The sequence below is a fragment of the Rubritalea sp. genome (assembly GCF_039830215.1).
Lineage (GTDB): Bacteria > Verrucomicrobiota > Verrucomicrobiia > Verrucomicrobiales > Akkermansiaceae > Rubritalea.
The window spans coordinates 1-22,141 of record NZ_JBDOPO010000066.1 but is presented as its reverse complement, the minus strand read 5'-3'; the positions used below and the strand labels follow the sequence as shown (position 1 = coordinate 22,141).

The 22,141-nt window shown below is 48.0% G+C and carries 21 protein-coding genes and 1 pseudogene; 8 read left to right on the top strand and 14 right to left on the bottom strand.

Annotated elements, in window-relative coordinates:
- Nucleotides 1-317, top strand: a pseudogene (locus ABGY95_RS01930) (acyl-ACP--UDP-N-acetylglucosamine O-acyltransferase); the annotation flags it as partial.
- A 127-nt stretch (nucleotides 318-444) separates the two neighbouring features.
- Here ABGY95_RS01930 and ABGY95_RS01925 read toward each other — a convergent pair.
- Together ABGY95_RS01925 and ABGY95_RS01920 are read right to left on the bottom strand one after the other, a co-directional pair.
- Nucleotides 445-1,200: a hypothetical protein gene (locus tag ABGY95_RS01925; protein ID WP_347439991.1), complete on the bottom strand. Its 756-nt coding sequence runs from the start codon at nucleotides 1,198-1,200 to the stop codon at nucleotides 445-447.
- A gap of 151 nt (nucleotides 1,201-1,351) precedes the next feature.
- A complete protein-coding gene (locus tag ABGY95_RS01920; protein ID WP_347439990.1) occupies nucleotides 1,352-2,704 on the bottom strand; it encodes an ammonium transporter in 1,353 nt (450 codons plus the stop codon).
- A gap of 117 nt (nucleotides 2,705-2,821) precedes the next feature.
- On the opposite strand from ABGY95_RS01920, the gene amt reads away from it, so the two are divergent.
- The 4 genes from amt to ABGY95_RS01900 all read left to right on the top strand — a co-directional run bounded on the left by amt (nucleotide 2,822) and on the right by ABGY95_RS01900 (nucleotide 6,872).
- Nucleotides 2,822-4,336 (top strand): ammonium transporter, encoded by a 1,515-nt coding sequence (gene amt, locus ABGY95_RS01915; RefSeq protein WP_347439989.1) that lies wholly within the window; start codon nucleotides 2,822-2,824, stop codon nucleotides 4,334-4,336.
- 147 nt (nucleotides 4,337-4,483) lie between these two features.
- Complete coding sequence (locus ABGY95_RS01910; protein ID WP_347439988.1) at nucleotides 4,484-5,215, top strand: type III pantothenate kinase; 732 nt, start codon at nucleotides 4,484-4,486, stop codon at nucleotides 5,213-5,215.
- Nucleotides 5,216-5,234: 19 nt separating this feature from the next.
- The gene (locus ABGY95_RS01905) at nucleotides 5,235-6,176 is read left to right on the top strand and encodes an ROK family protein (protein WP_347439987.1); all 942 of its coding nucleotides are present in this window, start codon (nucleotides 5,235-5,237) and stop codon (nucleotides 6,174-6,176) included.
- Between the two features lie 15 nt (nucleotides 6,177-6,191).
- Nucleotides 6,192-6,872, top strand: coding sequence for a DUF2293 domain-containing protein (locus ABGY95_RS01900; protein ID WP_347439986.1), 681 nt, complete (start codon nucleotides 6,192-6,194; stop codon nucleotides 6,870-6,872).
- 7 nt (nucleotides 6,873-6,879) lie between these two features.
- Here ABGY95_RS01900 and ABGY95_RS01895 read toward each other — a convergent pair whose 3' ends face one another.
- The 12 genes from ABGY95_RS01895 to ABGY95_RS01840 form a co-directional block, all read right to left on the bottom strand.
- Entirely contained in the window at nucleotides 6,880-9,048 is a 2,169-nt protein-coding gene (locus ABGY95_RS01895; protein ID WP_347439985.1) for a penicillin-binding transpeptidase domain-containing protein, read from the bottom strand.
- A 98-nt stretch (nucleotides 9,049-9,146) separates the two neighbouring features.
- Complete coding sequence (gene map, locus ABGY95_RS01890; protein ID WP_347439984.1) at nucleotides 9,147-9,959, bottom strand: type I methionyl aminopeptidase; 813 nt, start codon at nucleotides 9,957-9,959, stop codon at nucleotides 9,147-9,149.
- A 257-nt stretch (nucleotides 9,960-10,216) separates the two neighbouring features.
- A complete protein-coding gene (locus tag ABGY95_RS01885) occupies nucleotides 10,217-10,852 on the bottom strand; it encodes a nucleoside monophosphate kinase (protein ID WP_347439983.1) in 636 nt (211 codons plus the stop codon).
- Nucleotides 10,853-10,970: 118 nt separating this feature from the next.
- A complete protein-coding gene (gene secY / locus ABGY95_RS01880) occupies nucleotides 10,971-12,473 on the bottom strand; it encodes a preprotein translocase subunit SecY (RefSeq protein ID WP_347439982.1) in 1,503 nt (500 codons plus the stop codon).
- Nucleotides 12,474-12,582: 109 nt separating this feature from the next.
- Nucleotides 12,583-13,023, bottom strand: a complete 441-nt coding sequence (gene rplO, locus ABGY95_RS01875; RefSeq protein ID WP_347439981.1) for a 50S ribosomal protein L15 — start codon at nucleotides 13,021-13,023, stop codon at nucleotides 12,583-12,585.
- A gap of 62 nt (nucleotides 13,024-13,085) precedes the next feature.
- Nucleotides 13,086-13,730, bottom strand: a complete 645-nt coding sequence (rpsE, locus tag ABGY95_RS01870) for a 30S ribosomal protein S5 (protein ID WP_347439980.1) — start codon at nucleotides 13,728-13,730, stop codon at nucleotides 13,086-13,088.
- Nucleotides 13,731-13,742: 12 nt separating this feature from the next.
- Nucleotides 13,743-14,099: a 50S ribosomal protein L18 gene (rplR, locus tag ABGY95_RS01865; RefSeq protein WP_347439979.1), complete on the bottom strand. Its 357-nt coding sequence runs from the start codon at nucleotides 14,097-14,099 to the stop codon at nucleotides 13,743-13,745.
- A 40-nt stretch (nucleotides 14,100-14,139) separates the two neighbouring features.
- Entirely contained in the window at nucleotides 14,140-14,679 is a 540-nt protein-coding gene (gene rplF / locus ABGY95_RS01860; RefSeq protein WP_347439978.1) for a 50S ribosomal protein L6, read from the bottom strand.
- Between the two features lie 25 nt (nucleotides 14,680-14,704).
- The gene (gene rpsH, locus ABGY95_RS01855; protein ID WP_347439977.1) at nucleotides 14,705-15,106 is read right to left on the bottom strand and encodes a 30S ribosomal protein S8; all 402 of its coding nucleotides are present in this window, start codon (nucleotides 15,104-15,106) and stop codon (nucleotides 14,705-14,707) included.
- Nucleotides 15,107-15,144: 38 nt separating this feature from the next.
- Complete coding sequence (gene rplE / locus ABGY95_RS01850) at nucleotides 15,145-15,711, bottom strand: 50S ribosomal protein L5 (protein ID WP_347439976.1); 567 nt, start codon at nucleotides 15,709-15,711, stop codon at nucleotides 15,145-15,147.
- 373 nt (nucleotides 15,712-16,084) lie between these two features.
- Complete coding sequence (fusA, locus tag ABGY95_RS01845) at nucleotides 16,085-18,175, bottom strand: elongation factor G (protein WP_347439975.1); 2,091 nt, start codon at nucleotides 18,173-18,175, stop codon at nucleotides 16,085-16,087.
- 163 nt (nucleotides 18,176-18,338) lie between these two features.
- A complete protein-coding gene (locus tag ABGY95_RS01840) occupies nucleotides 18,339-18,809 on the bottom strand; it encodes a hypothetical protein (RefSeq protein WP_347439974.1) in 471 nt (156 codons plus the stop codon).
- Nucleotides 18,810-19,052: 243 nt separating this feature from the next.
- On the opposite strand from ABGY95_RS01840, the gene trmB reads away from it, so the two are divergent.
- The 3 genes from trmB to ABGY95_RS01825 form a co-directional block, all read left to right on the top strand.
- Nucleotides 19,053-19,664, top strand: a complete 612-nt coding sequence (gene trmB / locus ABGY95_RS01835) for a tRNA (guanosine(46)-N7)-methyltransferase TrmB (protein ID WP_347439973.1) — start codon at nucleotides 19,053-19,055, stop codon at nucleotides 19,662-19,664.
- An 84-nt stretch (nucleotides 19,665-19,748) separates the two neighbouring features.
- The gene (leuA, locus tag ABGY95_RS01830; RefSeq protein WP_347439972.1) at nucleotides 19,749-21,437 is read left to right on the top strand and encodes a 2-isopropylmalate synthase; all 1,689 of its coding nucleotides are present in this window, start codon (nucleotides 19,749-19,751) and stop codon (nucleotides 21,435-21,437) included.
- Between the two features lie 18 nt (nucleotides 21,438-21,455).
- Nucleotides 21,456-22,141, top strand: a 686-nt coding sequence (locus ABGY95_RS01825; protein WP_347439971.1) for a site-2 protease family protein, incomplete at its 3' end; no start/stop codon positions are given.

Here is a 22,141-nt window from a genome sequence, read left to right as displayed (position 1 = left end):
GTTTCCACCAGTTTATCAAGATCGGCGACTATGCTATCTGCCAAGGCAATGCCGCCATCACCAAAGACATCCCCCCCTACTGCATGGCTCATGGTCAAAATAATCTGGCCGGCCTCAACAACATTGGCTTGCGCCGTGCTGCTCTCACCCCAGAGCAGCGTAAAGACATCAAAAGTGCATACAAGTTACTATTCAAGAGCGGCATGAGCATGACCGATGCACTGAACGAAGCCGATCGACGCGCTTGGCTCGAGCACACAAATTTACTGCTAGATGCAGCCAAGAATCCCTCTCGTAAGGGCATCATGATGGCCTAGCCTCGCCATACACCCCTCTAAAGCAAAAGCCGCGACGATTGCCCTTCGTTGCGGCTTTTAAGTGTAAAAAATACGGGCAAGACCGAAGTCTTACCCGCATAAATTAGTGTGTACTAATTAACTTATATTAGAAGCTAACTGTAAGAGCTACACCACCGTAGAAACGGTTCTGCTCACGTTCTGTGAATGATGCGTGCTCTTCAAGAGCGTCAAGCTCCCAAGTGTAAGCGATGTATGGTGTGATTGTTGCGTTCTCAGAGAGAGAGTAATCGTAACCAAGTGTGGTTGTGTTGTGGCTAAGCTGACCTTTTTCTACAAGATAACCAAGGTCGTTGCTGAGTGTGAGACCTTCAAGGAAGAGGTCTGACTTAGCGAGTGAAAGCTCGGAGTAACCGTTGTTGTCACCTTCATCTGATGAAAGCTCACCTGAAGCGTCGATGAAGTAAGTGAGGCTAGAGCTCAACCCGTAGCAAAGGTCTTTGCTGAATCCAACGTACACTTCTGCGAGCTCTTCGTTAGCAGTGCCGCTGTCAGCATTGTAGTGAATATAACCAGTGTTGAAACGAGCGAATCCGAAGTCTTTGCTCACACCGAATGTAAGGTCAAGCTCGTCAATATTATCGCCGTCGTTTACGAAAGAACCGTACCAAGCGCCTGCTGTGAAGTCGAGACCCCAAGCTGACTTGGATACGTTGACTGCTGAATCAACTAGATCAGTACCGAGACGTGCACCACGGAAGATGTAGTCTGAGTGTGCGCCGACTGTGACGTCAGCTTCGTATGAAGGAGATACTTCAACGAGTGGAGCGACTACTTCGCCTGCAAATGCAGAACCAGAAACAAGTGCACCACCGAGTAGGGATAATGTAATTTTGTTATTCATAACGGTTGTTTGTTAGCACATCAGATTGTGAGGTAAAACAAAAAAATAACAATTTTGTCATATTTCTTTTTTAAAACTTCCCAGACTTCCCAAGGGAGAGAGCCGATGTCATTAAGATAGCATGATTATTCCGATCAATTAAATCAAGCCCTTAACTATCTGAGCCGTAAGCTTCTTCACCGTGATCAGAGAGGTCCAAACCACCATGTTCTACGTCTTCATCAACACGTAAGCCTCGGCATAAAAATTTTGCAACAGTCAGAGCTATGCTGGCTGCCACAGCACTCCACCCTGCCGTGATAATCACGCTCTTAGCTTGAACCCAAAGCTGCATGCAGCCTCCAACGGGACCATCAAAACCTTCACGAATAAATACACCTGTTAGAAGTGCCCCCACAATACCACCGACTCCGTGCACCCCAAATACATCGAGACTATCATCGTAGTTAAACTTATGCTTAAGCTTCGTGGCCGCTAGATAGCAGACGATCGAAGAAATGGCACCAATAGCCATAGCTCCCATTATATCAGTGGAACCCGCGGCAGGAGTAATAGCAACCAAACCTGCAACGGCACCAGTCGCTGCACCAACTGCTGTAGGCTTCTTAGAAACCAACCATTCAATACCCATCCAAACAACCAGCGCTGCTGCTGTTGCTATCTGAGTAGTTAGCATAGCCATACCAGCACTTCCATTGGCTCCGCCTGCCGAACCTGCATTGAAACCAAACCAGCCAACCCAAAGCAGAGCGGCACCAATCAAAACGAAAGGAACATTGTGCGGTACCAATGTCGGCCCGGGGAACCCCTTACGATTACCGACAAATAAACAAGCCACGAGACCAGCAATACCAGCATTGATATGCACCACATTTCCTCCGGCAAAGTCGAGCGCGTGCTGATGCGCCCCCATTAGCCAGTTCCCTTCATCACCTCCATTAAAGAGTCCTCCACCCCAAACCATGTGCCACATCGGTAAATAGGACAAGACTGTCCATAAGACAGTAAAGATCAGCACTGCGCTAAACTTCATACGCTCAGCGAAAGCTCCTACTATAATAGCAGGGCTTATTATTATAAACGTCATCTGAAACGTAACCCAGACGCTCTCAGGAATAGTGCCTCCCTCCATTATCAGCCCCTCATTTATGTGCTTTAGGAAGAGAAAATTGCTATCCCATCCAAAATAAGCATTACTCCCATCACCCGAGCCTGCTGCAACAGAGTAGCCAAGTGCAACCCATAGCAGTGACATCACACCGGCCATCGCGAAACATTGGACGAAGATACTTAACACATTCTTAGAGCGAACCAGACCTCCATAAAAAAGAGCAAGGCCAGGTAAGCACATCAAAAGAACCAACAAAGTGGCAGTCAGCATCCACGCTGTATCGCCAGTGTCAATACTCGCTCCCCCAGTCTCTTGACCATAGCCCAGTAATGAGCTCCCCAATACCGCAGCTACTGTCAGTACTACCCTTTTCAATGTGGATTGTTTTTCCATGGCATAGGGCTTAACAAAACAATGAATTTAATTCATCAAAAAAAATATATTTAGCTACACCAATAGTTGGCACAGTAGATGCTACAATCCCATTGTTCATAATAAACAATTATCTTAATGAAGACTAAACTAAACTACTCGTTCTCTTTGATTCTGGCAGCGGTCATGTCGCTACTAGCGCTCAACACAACTGTAAACGCTGAAATTATCGACCCGAAGGCTGAGGAATTCCAGATCACCTCCGAAATGCTAGATCCTGAGCACGCTGACTACAGCGAGGGATCTTTAGACATCATTGGTAAAGACATCTACAAATACATGCAGTTTGGTGGTACTCCAGACAGCCTTACTGCAGAGCAGATTTCAGCTGCTGAAGGCTATTATGATCGTTATGAAGATTCACCATTTTTCGGTCTTTCTACCGTTTGGGTTCTACTCTGCGCATTCCTAGTATTCATTATGCACCTTGGATTCGCATCCATTGAGTCAGGCATGTGCCAACGCAAGAACACTGTCAATATTCTCTTCAAAAACGTCTTCATCATCTGCTCTGGACTTCTTCTCTATGCAGTATGGGGCTTCAATGCGATGTACCCTCTTGGCAACTGGACAGTTGATAGCATCTTCGCGATTGGCGGCCCACTCTCAATGGCTGGCAATGAAGGAAATGATCTCTCTTATGGCGGCACAGCTCTCTGCCAAACAGGATGGGCTGACTTCATCTTCCAGGCAATGTTCGCTGCAACAGCTGCAACTATCGTTTCTGGTGCAGTTGCAGAGCGGGTTAAGCTTAGCTCATTCATGATCTTCGCTGTTCTAATCGTCGGTTTCGCCTACCCAATCACTGGTGGCTGGAAGTGGGGTGAAGGCTGGCTCGACGCTGCAGGCTTCTACGATTTCGCTGGATCTTCAGTAGTTCACGCATTTGGTGGATTTGCTGCACTTGCTTGTGTTCTGATTCTCGGCCCACGTGTTGGCAAGTACACTAAGAATGGCGTCAAGCCAATCCTCCCATCCAACTTACCTCTTGCTAACATTGGAGCTCTTCTCCTCTGGTTCGGCTGGTTCGGCTTTAACTGTGGATCTGTACTCTCAGCAGACCCAGCAGGCATTTCATATGTAGCAGTTACAACAGCGCTCGGTGCAGCATCTGGCGGACTAATCGCCATTCTAGTTTCATGGGTAATCACTAAAAAGCCAGACCTCTCGATGGCGCTTAACGGCATCCTCGCAGGACTAGTTGGAATCACAGCTGGTGCGGACCAATTCTCACTTCTCGGTTCATCCATTGCTGGTGGCATCGGTGGCGCACTCGTAGTAGTTGCTGTTATGTTCTTTGATAAAATCAAGATCGACGATCCAGTTGGAGCTATCTCTGTTCACGGTGTTGTCGGCGTATGGGGCACACTCGCAGTAGGCATCCCATTCCTATGTCTTCCTGACGCAGGATCGCACTTTACAGTTCAACTTCTCGGCACAGCATCTATTGCAGCCTTTGCCTTCGCCTTCTCCTACATCACATTCTATGCCATCAAGCTAGTGATGGGTGTGCGTGTTGAAGATCAAGAGGAACACGAAGGTCTCGACGTAGCAGAGCACGGTGTACCAGCCTACAACGACTCAGCTAACTAATTAGCTCAGAGATTTATTATCACCACAAAGGGGAGAGGCCAACGCCTCTCCCCTTTTTCTTTATTATCCACTTACTTCAACATCAAAGGATATTGACTTGTCTAATGGTCGCTAGCATGGCAATTGCTCATAACAATCATTTAGAAAATGCGTCATCTCCTAATCGACAACTCGAATACTCGAACCAAATTCACCATCGGCAACGCAGATGGGCTTAGTAATTGGTTGACTAGAGTAGCAACAAAGGAGATCTGCCCCATAGTACTAGACCAAATCCTGGCCGATCAATCTTTCGACGCCGTGATGCTCTGCTCTGTTGTGCCGGAAAAAGCAGCCTTAATGGCAGAGTATTTTAGCTCTCTCCCCTTTCACCAACTAGGCTATCAAACAAACATGGGAATTCACATCGACTACCCAAAACCCGAGCAAATCGGAGCAGACCGCCTAGCAAACGCAGCTGGTGTCCACCACCTCCATGGTTGCCCTGCAATAGTTATCGATTTCGGCACAGCAGTCACCTTTGACGCTGTAGGCCCAAACGCAACCTACCTAGGAGGCGTGATAGCACCAGGTTTAGCGTCAATGACAGAAAACCTAGCTAAACGCACAGCTTTGTTGCCTAAAATCGAACTAAGCGAGCCCGCCAACGCGATTGGTAAATCCACCACTGAAGCTATGTTAGCTGGTGCCATTTTCGGCTACCGCGGGCTAATTAAAGAAATTATACACAAAGTTAGTGCCGAAATGACAGAAAAGCCCATCATCGTAGCTACTGGTGGTGATGCTGAACTCATAGCACGCGGCCTCCCTGAAATTGACCACGTCTCCCCCACACTAACACTTGAAGGTATCCGCATAACGGCCTCACTACAATTTTAAAGTACTACATTCAATCAGCATGGAATTTACAGATAAAGCAATTGGCATCGATTTTGGCGGCACATCAATCAAAATGGGAGTGATTCTCGGCAAGCAAATCATAGATGAAGCACCCGTCATCATCCCTAAAGACCACCCAGTGCCGACTGAACTCATTCAAACTATCGCTAACCAAATCAACCAACTCAGAGAAGAACACTCTGACATCAAAGCTGTTGGTTGCGGCGTACCAGGATTTGTTGACGCCCCTACCGGCCGTATTCACAACCTCACAAATGTCCCAGGCTGGGTAGATATCCCACTACGTGACTTACTCTCGGAAAAAACAGGACTTCCATGCGTTGTAGAAAATGACGCAAACGCCATGGGCATAGCAGAATGGAAGCTCGGAGCTGCCGCTGGCCTCCAGCACGTGGTATGCCTCACACTCGGAACAGGTGTGGGCGGTGCTGTCATCGTGAACAACCAACTTGTACACGGCTCAAAATTCGTCGCTGGTGAGCTAGGCCAGTCATCCATCAACTACAACGGCAGAGTTGGAGCTTACAATAACCCTGGCGCCCTAGAGGACTACATCGGAAATAACGAATTCGCTATCGATGCGCAACGAGCCTACCTTGAAGCTGGAATCGAAAAATGCATAGACGACTGCACACCTGCCGCGCTCGATGCAGCAGCTACAGCAGGCTGTGATGTGGCACTTGCATGCTGGGACGATTTCGCTCGTAAACTCTCATGCACCTTGGCGAATTGCTGTTGGTTACTCAATCCTGAAGCTTTCGTCATTGGCGGTGGTATCAGCAAAGCAGGCAACACACTTTTTGAACCATTGCGTAAACATGTTGCAGCCCAACTCAGCCCACCATTTAGCGACCACCTAAAAATCATTCCAGCAAAGTTCTCCAACGAAGCTGGAATTATCGGCTGTGCCGTCCTCGCTTTAGAAACTGCTGACGCATAAAGCTCCAGAGGACTCATGTCACAAGAGACACTAGAGGTACGCACCAGTAAACTAGCTGGTCACGTCATCAGCCTTGAGGGCAAACAACTCAAAATCCCATGCGGATGGGATCTTCTACCTCCTGGAGATGCTGCTCTATCACGCCGTATCAAAAAAGACGGTCCGAGCTGGACTGTCAAGGAAACCAAGGGAAGGAAGCTCTTTTCCCGTGGAATTTGGGCTCCTGCCCACCGCATCAAAACTCTACGAGAAATTCTCATCCAAGAACGCAAGGACCCATCCTACCAAAGAAAAATAGTTGCTGGCAGAGTTCGACGCGCCAAAGAACAAGAACGCTACGTGTTAGAATTCACCTCAGCCGTGCAACAGTTCCTAAATTTTGCTTTTCAGTACGACGAATTGGAGGACCGAATTGCAAAGCTCGTTACCGAACACGCCGTCCCAGTTGGTAGCGGCACAGTGGCGCGCACACAGCGCATTCCCATAGAACAACGAGCGGAGTCAGCTGTGATAGCGTGGATGCGCCACCAAACAACAGCTTATGACGACATGTCTATCCCTCGTGAAAAAGGAAAACGCCGTGAAGTGCGCCGGATGCTAGCTAAGCGCTCGCGCAGCATTTTAGAGAACTACAGAGAAGGCGCGGAGATAAAGCTAAGCAACTGCCCACTCTATAAATCGATCAGTGCCGAATAAGAACTAATCAGTTGTATTCTTCAATAATCAGCACCCTGGGGCCGGCCGTTTCACCAGCTGGTCGATCGATGAGCCCTTCAGGCAATGGTCGCAAGTCGGGAACATCCACTTCTTCTTCAACGGGCACAGCACGTGGAGCCGGATTTGGAACCTCGACATCCTCTTCCTCCACAAGCACAGCTCTTGGCGCAGGCGGGGCTTCTGGAAGATCCGCCACCTCATCAATAATCATCGCGCGACCTGGCACACCAAGATCATCAGGAACCGCTTGCGGCTCATCTTCCACAACAACCGTCGCTCTCACTGGCGGATTCACGCGGAACATGACATCCTCTTTAATCGGTTCGAAAAAACTTGCCACCATCGGAGCCGCTTTACTTCCACCACCCACCTTCTCCCCGGGTCGACCTTCATACACCATTGCAAAGGCATACTTGGGGTTATCCAAAGGGAAAAAACCTGTGAACCAACCGAGGTATTGCTTTTTATCCTCAGGCCCCCACTGTGCGGTTCCAGTCTTTCCACAAACAATCGTGTAAGTCAAAGCCGCCCGCTTACCCGTTCCAGCTGGATTGTTGACTACCTTCATCAGACCTTCTTGCACAAGCGACACATCACTAGCTCTCATATTCATGAGCTGCCGGGGCTCAGCACGATTATAGGAAATAATCCGTCCGTTTGGGTCTTGCACTTGGCGCACTAGCTGGAGTTTCGGCAATCGCCCACCATTAGCTATACCAGCCATACCTTGTGCCACCTGCAACGGAGTAGCAAGAAGCACTCCCTGACCGATGGACATGTTAGCTGTGTCTCCATCAGTCATTCGGCGCTTATGATACTTGCTCATATAGGTATCATTTGGCAATAATCCAGGTTTTTCACCAACCAACGGAAGACCAGTCTTGCTACCGTACCCCAGTTGCTTTGCTGTATGTATAATATTTTGCGGTCGTGTGGCTATACCCACTTGGATAAAGAATGGGTTATTTGAACGATAAAGAGCTTTCACCACATTCATCAATCCCTCTGGCTTTTTCGACCAGTTCCACATCTGATGTTTTCCTAGTTGAACGAACGCCGGTGTATTGATCTGAGTGTAGCGGTCTAAAACTCCATTCTGAAGAGCTGAAAGTGCGACTACCGCTTTAAATGTTGAGGCTGGTGGATATTCAGCCTGATAGGATCGGGCAAACAACGGCGCGTCAGGATTTTCACGCAGAGCAGTATAATCTTTTGACGTAATAAATGGCACAAATGTATTCAGATCATAGGACGGCCTAGATGCCATCGCCACGAGCTCACCAGTACGCACATCAATGATAACTAGTGCGCCTTTGTGAGCATGTTTAGCCAAAACCTCTTCAGCCCGCTTCTGCCACTCAAGATCGATCGTAGTCACAACGGTCCCCCCTTGCTGAGGTGCACGTTTATTTTCACGCAAGACCTCCTCACCAGAAGAATTGAATTGCAACTTTCTAAGACCTGGTACTCCTGTGAGTTGCTCGTCATATAACTTCTCAAAGCCAGCCCGACCTTCAGTGAATTCAAAAATTGGATCTCCGTAATTGATTGGCCCTTTTTCGAGTTTACCTTTGGAACCGACATAGCCAATCAAGTGAGCAGCCATCTCCCCCTGTGGGTAATAGCGCTGGTAAATTGGATGCAGAACTAGGCCATCAATCAACTGTGGCTCTAGCAGGGCTTTTCGCTCAGATTCAACCACATGCGTGAATGGCATGGCTAGCCACCGACGGTGACGATAATGCTCCCAAAGCGCGTCATCTCCAACTGTCCAATTAATGCCAAAAATCTCATTGGCCTTCTCAATTCTTTCACGGCCCCATGCCACCACGAAATTCCGGTCAGCATTCTCAAATTGCTGAAACTGTATCGCAGGATACCAAACTACCTTATTTTGTGCTAATGGATTTCCATAGCGATCTAAAATTTGCCCACGGAGTCCCGGAATAGATAAAGTCATCGTCCTAGCATCCGGCCGCGTCTGTATCGCCGCTAAATCAGCGGATCGCTTGACTGGAGCATTCAACTCTGGCGCTGGCTCCACCTCGTTACTCACCAACCGAGTCTGCGCGAGTAAGCTTGCCGCAAACATAAAAAGAAAACCCAGCGGTCCCCATCGTAATAATGACGGAAATGCGTTTTGAGCTCTCTTCATTTGCTTCACAAGAAATAGTCTATAATAGTGTGGAGTGAGTAGACAACATGCAAAAACAACAATTCCAACCTCACCCCATCGGCCACAGAAAAAGGCACCTATAAAGTGATCCCTAGAAGCTCTGGTGTGGCCTCACGTGGACGAGCTGTGAGAATGTCTGGGCCATTTTTCCCGACACACACGGTGTGCTCGAAATGAGCCGAATACTTCTTGTCACCCGTGATAACCGTCCAGCCGTCGCTCAGCACTTTTACGCGTGGTGTACCAGCATTGATCATTGGCTCGACAGCCAAAACCATGCCTTCTTTTAGGCGAGGACTGCGCCCTAGTGGACGGTAGTTTGGCACTTGTGGTTCTTCGTGCAGCTCTTTACCCACTCCATGGCCAACAAATTCCTTCACTACTCCCATATTGAAAGGCTTCACATACTCAGCAACCGCACCACAAAGGTCCGCGAGATATTCACCCTCTTTAGCAAAAGCTAGTGCCTCATAGAGTGACTGCTCAGTCACAGCCAGCAAACGCCTCACTTCTTTATCGACATCACCAACGGGAACTGTTGTTGCGTTATCTCCTATCCAGCCATTTTTGACCACACCGACGTCAATGCTGATGATGTCACCATCTTTTATCACACGGTCGGAGCCGATTCCGTGCACCACCTCCTCGTTAGGCGAGATACAGATGTTGCCAGGAAAACCTCGGTAACCAAGAAATGCAGAAATACAATTGCGCTCTTTGATCAACTCCGCTGCGTAGAGATCCACCTCCATTGTAGTCTTACCTGCTTTGATAAACTTTGCTGTCGCCTGAAGGATCTCACTCGCAGTCTCCGTAGCGACACGCATTTCTTTGATGTCTTGAGGTGACTTGATTGGGATCCTATTCTTATTTAATTTGCGCTTAGCCATTGGAAATGTTGGTTGATTGTTATGATGTCCTCAGAGAGGAAAGGATGCTATCGCTAAAAATGCTACGATTACTGCGAACTTGATGTATTCCTTTAACCACAGATTACACAGATTTACACAGAATTTTTCTCGTTGTAGCCTCTTACCACTAATTGCTCGGATATGAAGTCGAGTAATCCATACTGTCACTAGCCATTCGACTACCCTTGAGACTTCTGCTCTATCTGGAGGATGACTAGTCGCACGGTCTCTGACTACTAGCCCGAAGGGTGAAAATGATTGTTGATGACAGCAAATACTTCATCAGATGTCCCACTACCATTGATTGTAAGAAGCTTCCCATTTGCTGCATAGTAGTCAAATAATGGTTGAGTAAGCTCACTGTAATTAGCAAAGCGTCTCCGGAAATTCTCTAGGTCGTCGTCGGCACGCGACTCTAGCAACCCACCGCATTCTTTGCAGTTTTTCTCATTTGAAGGGCCAACTGACACCGTCGCTCCACAATCAGCACACTCTCGTCGACTAGCTATTCTCTGTTCTAGCTCATGCTGAGGAACCTCCAGAGCAATTGCCAAAGTGGGCGCCTGAAAAGAAACGTCCACCTCTAAAGCCTCAGCTTGCGCCAAAGTACGAGGGAAACCGTCCAGTAACCAGCCAGATTCGGAGTGCCTCGCCATCCAATTTTTAACCAACTCCATTATCAAAGCATCAGGAACGTAAGCGCCACTGCTCAAGTAAGACTCGACTTCAAGGCCTAGCTGGGTTCCTAACTCAACCTCTTTGCGGAGTAGTTTGCCAGTTCCCAATGTAGGAAGATTGAGGAGGTTTTGAAGCCGACGACACTGAGTGCCTTTACCACTAGCAGGTGGGCCGATAAGAACGATGCGGTGCATAAGAGATTGATCAATTTAAGAGAGTAAGCTCAACAAGTGAACAAGTTAAGCCGTGAGTAAAAATGGCCGCAAGGTAAGAATCCTAGCGGCCATTGATGAAATTATTGGGTAGAACTTACTATGACTTCATTGAAAGAGCTACAATACCGAGGATGAACAACACTGCAACGATTACAATTAAGTAGAGCATATTGTTGCTGCTTCTTGCTGCTAGTTGCTTATTACGGCGATCAACAGCTCCTTTAAGCTTACCCTGGCGGAGAAATCCATCGTAGTTACGCTGGAGTAGTTGAGTCTCAACTTGGCGCATGATATCAAGAATAACCCCCACCATAATAAGAAGCGAAGTACCACCGAAGAAGCCGGTAATCATCTGATTTAATGGGTCCGCAGAGAAGAGTTTAGGCATCTGTGAGACTGCGAACGGCAGAGCAAAAATGATGGTAAGGAAGATCGCACCAGCAAATGTCAAACGAGTCATCGTGAAATCGAGGAACTTTGCTGTTGGCTCACCTGGGCGGATGCCCGGGATATAGCCACCACTACGCTTGAGGTTCTCAGAGATCTCTGATGGTTGGAACATTGTTGCCACCCAGAAGTAGGAGAAGAAGAAAATCATGACTCCTGCAATCACATAATACCAAGGGCTGTCATATGAAAGTACCTTATTCAAACTCAAAGCCCAGCCAGCAGTAGGGAACATCTGGTTTGCGATCATTGTCGGTATTCCAAGAATCGCTGTTGCGAAGATGATTGGCATCACGTTTGCGTAGTTTAACTTGAGCGGTAGATACTGAGTCTGACCACCGAATTGCTTGCGCCCCACAACACGCTTGGCGTACTGGATTGCGATTCGGCGCTGTGCCTGAGTTATCGCAATTGTTGCTGCCACTACGAAGATAAGGAAAGCAAAGAGGAACACAACGAAAGCTGCTCCAGCTGGGGTACCACCACTAATGAGAGACTTCCAGAGAAGGGCCAAGGCTGTTGGCAGAGATGAGATGATGTTGATCGTAATAATGATCGACGTACCGTTACCTATACCTTTCTCAGTCATCTGATCACCGATCCACATAAGGAGTAGGGTACCAGTCACAACCGTTAGAGTGAAAATAGCAATGAAGCTGAAACCTGGATTAGGGACCAAATCCCCTACCTGGCTGATGCCGCTGAAGAATGGGAGTGACTCAGGGTTTGTCGAAATTTGACGTCCGAGGAAGCCGCCTTGTACAACTGCGATGATAATAGTAATGAAACGCGTGTACTGATTGATTTTCTGACGACCACCGTCTTCGCGCGAAAGCTTAGATAACTTTGGCATCACTGCCGTCATGAGCTGCATCAGGATCGACGCAGAGATGTATGGCATAATGCCCAGCGCAAAGAGGCCAAGTTTCTGCAGACCACCACCCGAGAAGATAGTTGCCATTGTGTCGAGCATGCCATTGTCGTTACCGCCTTTAGCAGCAATATTCTTCATGTGTTGGTCAATCACACCAGCGTCAACGCCGGGGAGTGAGATATGGACACCAAGACGGACAATAACGATCATCACGAGTACGTAAATGATGCGTTCGCGTAGCTCTGCTACCTTCCAAGTATTCGCAAATGCGGAAATCATAATTTAGTTAAATTCTGGAGCGGCTATATAAAGAAGTGAGGAAGCGCGCAAGCGCTTCCTCACATAAAGTTCAAAATAGATGTGAAACACCTAGATTATCGAGGCTGCATTAAGCAACAGTGCCGCCAGCTTTCTCGATTTTCTCCTTTGCGGAGGTACTAAGCGCATCAACTGAAACTGTAAGCTTCTTACTGAGCTCACCATTAGAGAGCACTTTGATTTGATCGAAAGCGCCTTTTACAAGGCCCTTTGCACGAAGAGACTCTTCGTTTACGGTGTCACCTTCATCGTAGAATTTCTGGAGGTGAGCAGTGTTAACCACAACAACCTTGTCAGCGAAACGAACGTTGTTGAAACCGCGCTTAGGTAGACGACGGTGAATAGGCATTTGACCACCTTCGAAACCAACGCGAACGCCAGAACCTGAACGAGCCTTTTGACCCTTATGACCCTTACCTGCTGTTTTACCTTGACCTGAGCTCTCACCCTTACCAAGACGCTTGATCTTGTGCTTTGAGCCAGGATTAGTTGTGAGTGTGTGAAGATTCATTATCTTAAATTTCTATAGTTAAAAAGTAGCCGCCCGTTATAGAACGGCTACCTCAATTTGAATTAGAGCGATTTTGACTTAAGCTTACCACGTGATCCAAGAACATCATCACGGGTGCGGAGTTGAGCAAGCGCAGCAACAGTAGCTTTTACTACGTTTGCGTGGTTGTTTGAGCCAAGAGATTTTCCAAGAACGTTCTGGATGCCGACTGCTTCACAGACTGCACGCACACCACCACCAGCGATCACACCAGTACCTGGGCAAGCGGGCTTAAGAAGAACCTTACCACCACCGAACTCAGCGTACACTTCGTGCGGGATAGTGCCATCAACGATAGCGTAACGCTTAATGCGACGCTTAGCATCCTCTGCAGCTTTCTTGATGCAGTCGATAACTTCGTTAGCCTTACCGTAGCCTACGCCAACACGACCTTCATGTGTGCCGGATACCATAAGAGCGGAGAAGGAGAATCGACGTCCACCTTTAACAACTTTTGCGCATCGGTTGATAAATACAACCTTTTCTACTAGCTCAACACCGTCATCGGTAGTTGGCTTTGGAGGAGCTTGACGCTGGGGGCGCTCACGACGACCGCCTTTGCCACCACGACCGCCTTGACCGCGACCACCTGGGCCACCACGACCCTGTGAAGGAGCGCCACTAGATGCTACTGGAGTTGCTGCTGCGTTTTCTTTATTTTCAGACATTTTAATAGGTGATTAGAATTTAAGGCCTGCTTCACGTGCTGATTCAGCAAGCGCTTTCACTTTACCATGGAAGAGATGACCACCGCGGTCGAAAACGACAGCTTCGATGTTCTTTTCTTTGGCGCGCTCAGCGATGAGAGCACCGACCTTAGCTGCAGTAGCTACGTTTGAAGCCGCAGCTTCGATTGACTTATCAAGGGATGATGCTGCTGTGAGTGTATTGCCAGTTTCGTCATCAATCACCTGCACATAGAGGTGCTGGTTAGAGTAGTTGACTGCGAGGCGTGGACGCTCAGCTGTTCCAATTACCTTCTTACGGATACGGAAGTGAATGCGCTGGCGTACTGATTTACGATTGAGTTTGCTCATTGTATGAATTCAGTTTGAGATTAATATTTGTTGGCCAAAATTACTTACCAACAGACTTACCAGCCTTACGACGAACGTACTCACCAACGTAGCGAATACCCTTACCTTTGTATGGCTCAGGCTTGTAGTAAGCGCGAACTTCTGCCGCGAACTGACCTACTGCCTGCTTATCAATACCTTCAACCTTCAACTTAGTAGTACCGTCAACAGTGACTTTGATACCTTCTGGAATTGGGTGGAGGATTGGGTGAGATTTACCTAGGCTAAGGTCGAGGGCTTTGCCCGCTAACTTTGCACGGAAACCAACACCGATGATCTCGAGATCTTTGGAGTACCCTGTGGACACACCGATGATCATGTTATTAACAAGGCTGCGCGCCGTACCGTGGAGCGCACGTACTTGGCTGCTTTCGTTTGCACGAGTGATTGTTACCTCATTGCCTTCAGCAGAGAAGCCGATGCCCTCTGGAAGTTGGAAGTCGAGCTTACCTTTAGGGCCTTCTACAACAACGAGACCATTTGTCTCGGTTACTGTAACCTTATCGGCTAGCGTGATTGATTTGAGTCCTACTCTTGACATAATGTAATAGTGTTAAAGTTAGCGACTACCAGATATTAGCGAGATGTTCACCACCTACGTTCTGCTTCTTAGCAGCTGATCCTGACAACAACCCTTTGGATGTTGATATGATTGAAATACCTAGACCATTAAGAACTCGCGGAACTTCACTAGCTCCGACATACTGACGGAGACCAGGTTTGGATACACGCTTAACGTTTGTGAGAACTGCTTTACCTGTCTCTGAGTACTTTACTGTCACTGTGATGATTTTTTCAACACCTTCACCAGAGACTTCAGCCTTCCAGATGTAACCTTCTTCAGCGAGGATGCGAGCGACGTCTTGCTTCATCTTGCTGTAAGGAGCTGTGAATGTTTCGTTACCTGCTGCTGAAGCATTCTTCAGGCGAGTAAGAAAATCGGAAATTGGGTCACTAAGAACTGCCATAATATTATTCCTTTATTTAAATTGTTTAGTTATGTGAATTAAGCAGTTGCTGCTTCCTTCTTGTTCTCGCGGAATGGCATACCGAGTGCACGAAGTAGTGCGCGGCCTGCGTCATCAGTAGTAGCTGAAGTTACGAAGATAAGGTCAAAGCCGATCTGGCGCTTGATCTTGTCGAGTTCAACCTCAGGGAAAATGGATTGATCTGCAATACCAACTGCGTAGTTACCCTGACCATCAAAACTCTTTGGTGAAATACCGCGGAAGTCACGAATGTTAGGAGCAGTGATGTGAATGAAGCGATCGAGGAACTCCCACATATTAGCTCCACGAAGAGTAACACGTGCGCCCACTGCTTCACCTTCACGAACCTTGAAGTTCGCTACAGATTTACGTGCGTAAGACACACTAGGCTTTTGACCTGTGATTTTTGAGATCTCCTCAACGGAGTCTTCTACAGCCTGCTTGCGATCAGTTGCGCGGCCACAGTGAGTGGTCACAACAATCTTCTCCAAACGAGGCACCTGGTGAGGGTTCGCGCAACCGAGCTCTTCTTTGAGCGCAGCCACTACCTTCTCCTGATAGTATGTTTGCATTGATGGTTTCATAATTTGCGGGTCAGCTGGTTGTTTTTAATAGCTTAGCTTAAGCGCTACAGATTGACTGATATTTGAACATCAAACACCGAGCCAGACGGGGCTGTAACGCACAAACACCGAATCAGCAAGCAGAAAGCGACGATTACTCATTTTTTTTACCCATGGAGAAAAGAATGACCCAGCATCTCAACAAAGCAGCAGCCCATCACTCGGTACACACATGGTCAGCCTCACTCACAACAGCACGTATAGCACCCGTCAAACAATCCACATAATCGATCTACGTAAATACACCATCAGTCAAATCAACCCAACCTCATTAACAGAAAAAGCGGCCAGCAGGAACACCCGCTGACCGCCTTAGAACTTAATTTCAGAAAAATTACTTAGCGTTACGCTCAGCAGCTTCCGCAATCACCTTCTCGGAGATATTCTTAGGGCAAGCCGAGTAGTGAGAGAACTCCATGGAGAACTGACCACGACCAGATGTCATTGTACGAAGATCACCAATATAGCCGAACATTTCTGAGAGAGAAGCTTCAGCTTTAATGCGAACAACACCAGATGGAGTTGTCTCCTGTGAGTGAATCATTCCACGGCGACGGTTAAGATCACCGATCACATCACCCACTTTTTCTTCTGGAGTGAAGACATCGAGCTTCATGATTGGCTCAAGAATCTGAGGACCCGCTTTCGGAATAGACGCACGGTACGCAGCCTTAGCTGCTATCTCGAACGCTACAGCGGAGGAGTCAACTGCATGACAACCACCATCTGTAAGAGTAACTTTAACATCTTCCATTGGGTATCCTGCGAGAACACCAGCAACCATAGACGTCTTAAAGCCTTTCTCAATAGCTGGGAAGAATTCCTTAGGAACATTACCACCAACCACTGTTGACTCAAATTCAAAGCCTGTACCAGCCTCACCCGGCTCGATAGTGTAATCAATCTTACCATACTGACCAGAACCACCGGACTGTTTCTTGTGAGTATATGAATCAGAGATAGTCTTCGTTATTGACTCACGGTAAGCAACCTGTGGGGCCCCAACAGTCACCTCTACATTGTGAGTACGCTTCAGAATATCCACCTTAATATCGAGGTGAAGCTCACCCATACCCTTGAGGATTGTCTCACCAGTCTCTTCGTCTGTCTCAACGAGGAAGGTAGGATCTTCTTTAACCATCTTACCGATAGCCACACCCATCTTCTCAGCATTTGCGTTATCAACAGGCTTAACTGCGATAGAGATAACTGGATCTGGGAACACCATCGGCTCAAGAGTCGCTGGAAACTTAGGATCACAAAGCGTGTGACCAGTTTGTGTATTTTTAAGACCAACGAGAGCAATGATGTCACCAGCCTGAGCTGAATCGAGCTCAGTACGATCATCAGCGTGCATTTCCACAAGACGGCCTACGCGCTCAGTCTTACCGGTGAATGTGTTAAGAACTGTGTCGCCCTTCTTGAGGACACCAGAATAGATACGTGTGAATGTGAGCGCACCGAACTTGTCATCCATAATCTTGAACGCAAGCGCTCGAAGCGGCTTATCAGTAGAAACGATAGCGAATTCACCAGTCTCGTTACCTTCTGGATCAACTTCAGGCTGAGGATCAACTTCAGTTGGAGAAGGTAGGTAGTCGACAACAGCATTGAGCACGTTCTGCACACCTTTGTTCTTGAAAGAAGAACCACAGTAAGTCGGAAAAAAGTCGAGAGCGATTGTTCCCTTACGAATACAACGCTTGATATCCTCAAGTGAAGGCTCTTCCATTGTCTCAAGGTAAGCTTCCATCAGATCATCATCTTGCTCAAGAGCAGTTTCAATGAGCTTCTCACGATACTCTTCCACCTTGTCTACCATGTCAGCAGGGATATCTTGAAGCTCGTAATTTTCAGGCTTACCCGAATCATCCCACACCCACGCCTTGCGCGTGAGTAGATCGCAAACACCTACGAAATCATTCTCGATGCCAATAGGAAGCACCATCACGAGAGGAGTCGCCCCGAGGATATTCTTCACCTGCTCAGTCACTCGGTAGAAATCACCACCAGTACGGTCGAGCTTGTTAATATAGATAACACGTGCGACACCTGACTCATCGGCATAACGCCAGTTGGTCTCAGACTGAGGCTCAACACCTCCAGAAGCACAGAACACACCTACACCACCATCGAGAACTTTAAGGGAACGGTATACTTCAACAGTGAAGTCAACGTGTCCTGGAGTATCAATGATATTAAAACGATGATCGTCCCAGAAACATGTAGTCGCAGCGGATTGGATTGTGATACCACGCTCAGCCTCCTGCTCCATGAAGTCAGTAGTAGACTCACCATCGTGAACCTCACCGATTTTGTGAATTTTACCTGTAAGAGAGAGGATACGCTCAGTTGTAGTGGTCTTACCCGCATCAACGTGCGCGAAGATTCCGATGTTTCTGTATTTTGATAGATCTGTAGCCATATTGGATGGTCCTTTCGTGCTTCGGCTTCATGCCGAGTTACTTGCAGCGGTGCATATATCGCCAAAGATCATTTGGCAATCACTCTATGCCGATTTCTCAAAAAAACACAAAAACGCCTAACTAGGCTGCACACGCCCAATGAGCCCACGGGAAAAATTTCCACTAAAATCTGACTCCCTTAAGATCATCGTCATTCAATGCAGTAATCTTCAACTTTGGATCAAGCTCAAATGCTGGTGCTAAATAACGGCTGGCCTCATCTTTATCACCCAAGACTGCAGAATAACATGCCATATTATAGTGAAATAAAGCATCTTTAACTAAACTCTTCGGACCACTCATCAAAAAGCTCTTAGCCGCTAGGGTATCGCCCGTTTCATGCATACAATAAGCAGCGTGCAAAAAGTATGCCCGCTTAGTAGGCTTGATTTTACAAAGGAGCCTGGCTACATCGACCCCGCGACTCCAATGCTTCTGCATCATGTGTGCTGCAAGCTCTAGCTCAGAAGAATGCACACCTTGACGCACACTCGCGGGGAGCTGTGCAATCTCCAATAACGCCTCAGCCGGCATTTCTAATTGCAAGTATCCTTCAGCAGCAGATAAGCACCGTTTTTCATTCATCTCAGCCAAGACGCTAGCACAACTTTCAAGCTCTGCGCAACCGTTGATACGACCACTAACCTAGGGCAAACACTCCATCAATAAATGGCTCACAGCAAAACAATGCAGAGAATTGGGAGAATAGAGTTTCTCATGAACCCACAACATCTAAGACAGTCACTTTTCGTAACAAAGGAAACACTCTGTGATTTAGATGAGAAATTCCCCTTTCCTAGCCTTGCATATCCGAAATTCTCTTAGCAGAATGCCGCGATGAAATCCGAGCAGCGCCAGCCAGTGGATTGTGAGTTCATGCCGAACGATTATTTCGCAAAACTCGATCCCGCAACAATTTTCGACCAAGAACAACCACTCGAGCTTGACCTCGGTAGTGGCGATGGATCGTTCATTATCGGCATGGCTGCTCACCACCCCGACCGAAACTTCCTTGGAGTCGAACGTTTACTCGGCCGCGTGAAACGCGTTTGCCGTAAAGCGAAGCAAGAGAACCTCGAGAACTGTAAGGTTCTTCGACTCGAATCAAAATACGTAATCGAATGGCTCTTCCCCGAGAATTCAATTGATCGCGTCCATTTACTTTGTCCTGACCCATGGCCAAAGGCTCGGCACCATAAGAACCGCCTTATTCAGCAAGGCTTCCTCGAAGCTCTCTATAAAGCACTCAAACCCGGTGGTGAGTTCTGCTTTAAAACGGATCACCCAGAATACTTTGAATGGGCCGAAGATGAACTAAATACCTTCCATAAGTTCGAGAGGCTCGAGTGGCCTGAAGACGCGTTTTTCTACCCGAAAACCGACTTCCAAATCCAATGGGAAGCCGAGGGCAAAGTTATCGAACGCGCCCGCTTCCGCAAACCAGTCTAAAAAATTGGACATCTAGGATATAGATTATTTACCTAAGACGTAAAACACACACCTCACACTACGCGGCAATGCCGTGGCACTGTCATGAAATTAGACAACATTAGCAAGTACCGCCCGTTCCCCCCCGTAAAGTTGACCGACCGCACCTGGCCTGACCAACAGATTTCCTCTGCTCCCGTTTGGTGCTCAGTCGACCTCCGCGATGGCAACCAAGCACTCCCCCAGCCGATGACTATCGATGAAAAACTCGAATTCTTCGACCTTCTTTGCCAGATTGGTTTCAAACAAATTGAAATCGGCTTTCCGTCAGCGGCTGACAGTGAGTTCAACTTTTGCCGACGCTTGATCGAGGAAAATCGCATCCCAGCAGATGTGACTATCCAGATCCTCGTCCAGACTCGCGAACATCTCATCCGACGTTCATTCGAAGCTATCAAGGGGGCCAAGCGAGCGATCGTCCACATATACAACTCCACTTCCCCACTCCAGCGTCGCGTCACTTTTAGCGACGCCTCACGCGAACAAATCCGCGACATTGCCGTAGCTGGTGCTGAGTTAGTCAAAGAACTCACCCCAACAATTCCCGAAACGAAAATCATCCTCCAGTATTCCCCAGAGTCCTTCTCTGACACTGAACTAGATTTCGCGGTCGAGTGCTGCAATGCCGTCATCAATATCTGGGAGCCAACTCCTCAGGATAAAATGATCATCAACCTGCCGGACACAGTCCAGTGGGCAACACCCAACATCCACGCCGATCAGATCGAATGGATGTGTCGCACTATCGCATGTCGCGAATCACTCCTTATATCTCTTCACACACACAACGACCGAGGAACTGGAACTGCAGCGACTGAGCTCGGCCTCATGGCTGGAGCTGACCGTGTGGAGGGCACACTCTTTGGTAATGGTGAACGCACTGGCAACCTTGATATCGTCAATGTCGCCCTTAACATGAACTCTCACGGTATCCCAACGGGCCTAGACTTCAGCAATCTTTCATCAATTCGAGCAGTGTACGAGCGTGTCACGCGCATGAGCGTCTCTGATCGTTCACCCTATGCCGGCGAATTAGTTTTCACAGCATTCTCAGGATCTCACCAAGACGCCATCAAAAAAGGTCTCGATCGCCGCCAACAAGAACGCACTGACCAACCCAATCTCACCTGGGGTGTCCCCTATCTCACCATCGACCCTGAAGACATCGGCCGCTCATACGAAGCTATCATCCGGATTAACTCACAGTCAGGAAAAGGTGGTGTCGCATACATACTCGACCGTGAACACGGCTTTGACCTACCTAAAACGATGCACCCCCAGGTAGGTAAAAAGATTTACGACCTGGCTGACTCTCAAAGCAAAGAACTCAATGCTAAAGAAATCCGAGAGGCATTCTTTAAGCACTTCGTAAATATATCTCAGCCGCTCCAACTCATCGATTACCAACTCGAGCAAAGCGCCACAGCTGCTGGTCAACTCACTTGCCAGGCCCGCATTATGATTGATGGTACGGAAAAAGAGATCTTCGGGGAAGGCAACGGTCCAATCAACGCACTCGTTCACGCGCTCGAAACTGCTGGCCTAAAAGACTTCACCCTCACGGACTACCGCTCCCACGCTATCCGCGGGGGCTCAGACTCAGACTCCGCCGCCTACATCCAGCTGCGCTCAAATGAGAGCAACCAAACTCTCTGGGGGTGCGGTGTCGATCCATCCATCGAAATGGCAGGACTCAAATCCCTCGTCAGCGCCTACAACCTCCTTCACGGATAACACAATTCCTCCTTTACAATGTTAAAGTTTGAGTTATTTGGGATTCCAATCACTGTAGAGCCATGGTTCTGGGCCACTTCCTTTTTTCTAGGAAATGGATTTCATTACCTTCAAATGGGAAACATGCTCCCTGTTGCTGTGTGGATGGTTGTGGTCTTCATCTCGATCCTCATTCACGAATTAGGCCATGCACTGGTTGGCAGAAAGCTAGGCGGAGGCGTTTGCTGGATACGCCTCTGGGCATTTGGGGGACTTGCTCACCAACAGGGAGCGCGTTTCAACCAATCTTCCAAGGCAAAAATGATAGCCGCTGGCCCAGTAGCCGGACTGGCGCTCTATGCCTTAGTATCACTCATAGCTATCGCGCTTTGGCCAACCAACCGAGTCGGACTAGACCTTGTGCTAACGGCTTCTACGCTCTGGCTGTATGAACCAAACAACCCAGAACTCCTTCAACTGATTAGGGAAACACCAATGAAAACACACGTTTTCATTCAGTTCATCTGGGTAAACCTCTTCTGGAGCCTAGTAAATCTGCTTCCAGTCTTCCCGCTAGATGGAGGTCAGATCGCAGCAACTTACATGAAATCTTCAAAAAAGATGCACCTTCTCGGAATCATTTGCGGCACTAGCTTTGCTGCCATAGGTTATTTACTACTCAATAGCTACTTCATACCGATGCTATTTGGATTACTAGCCTACCA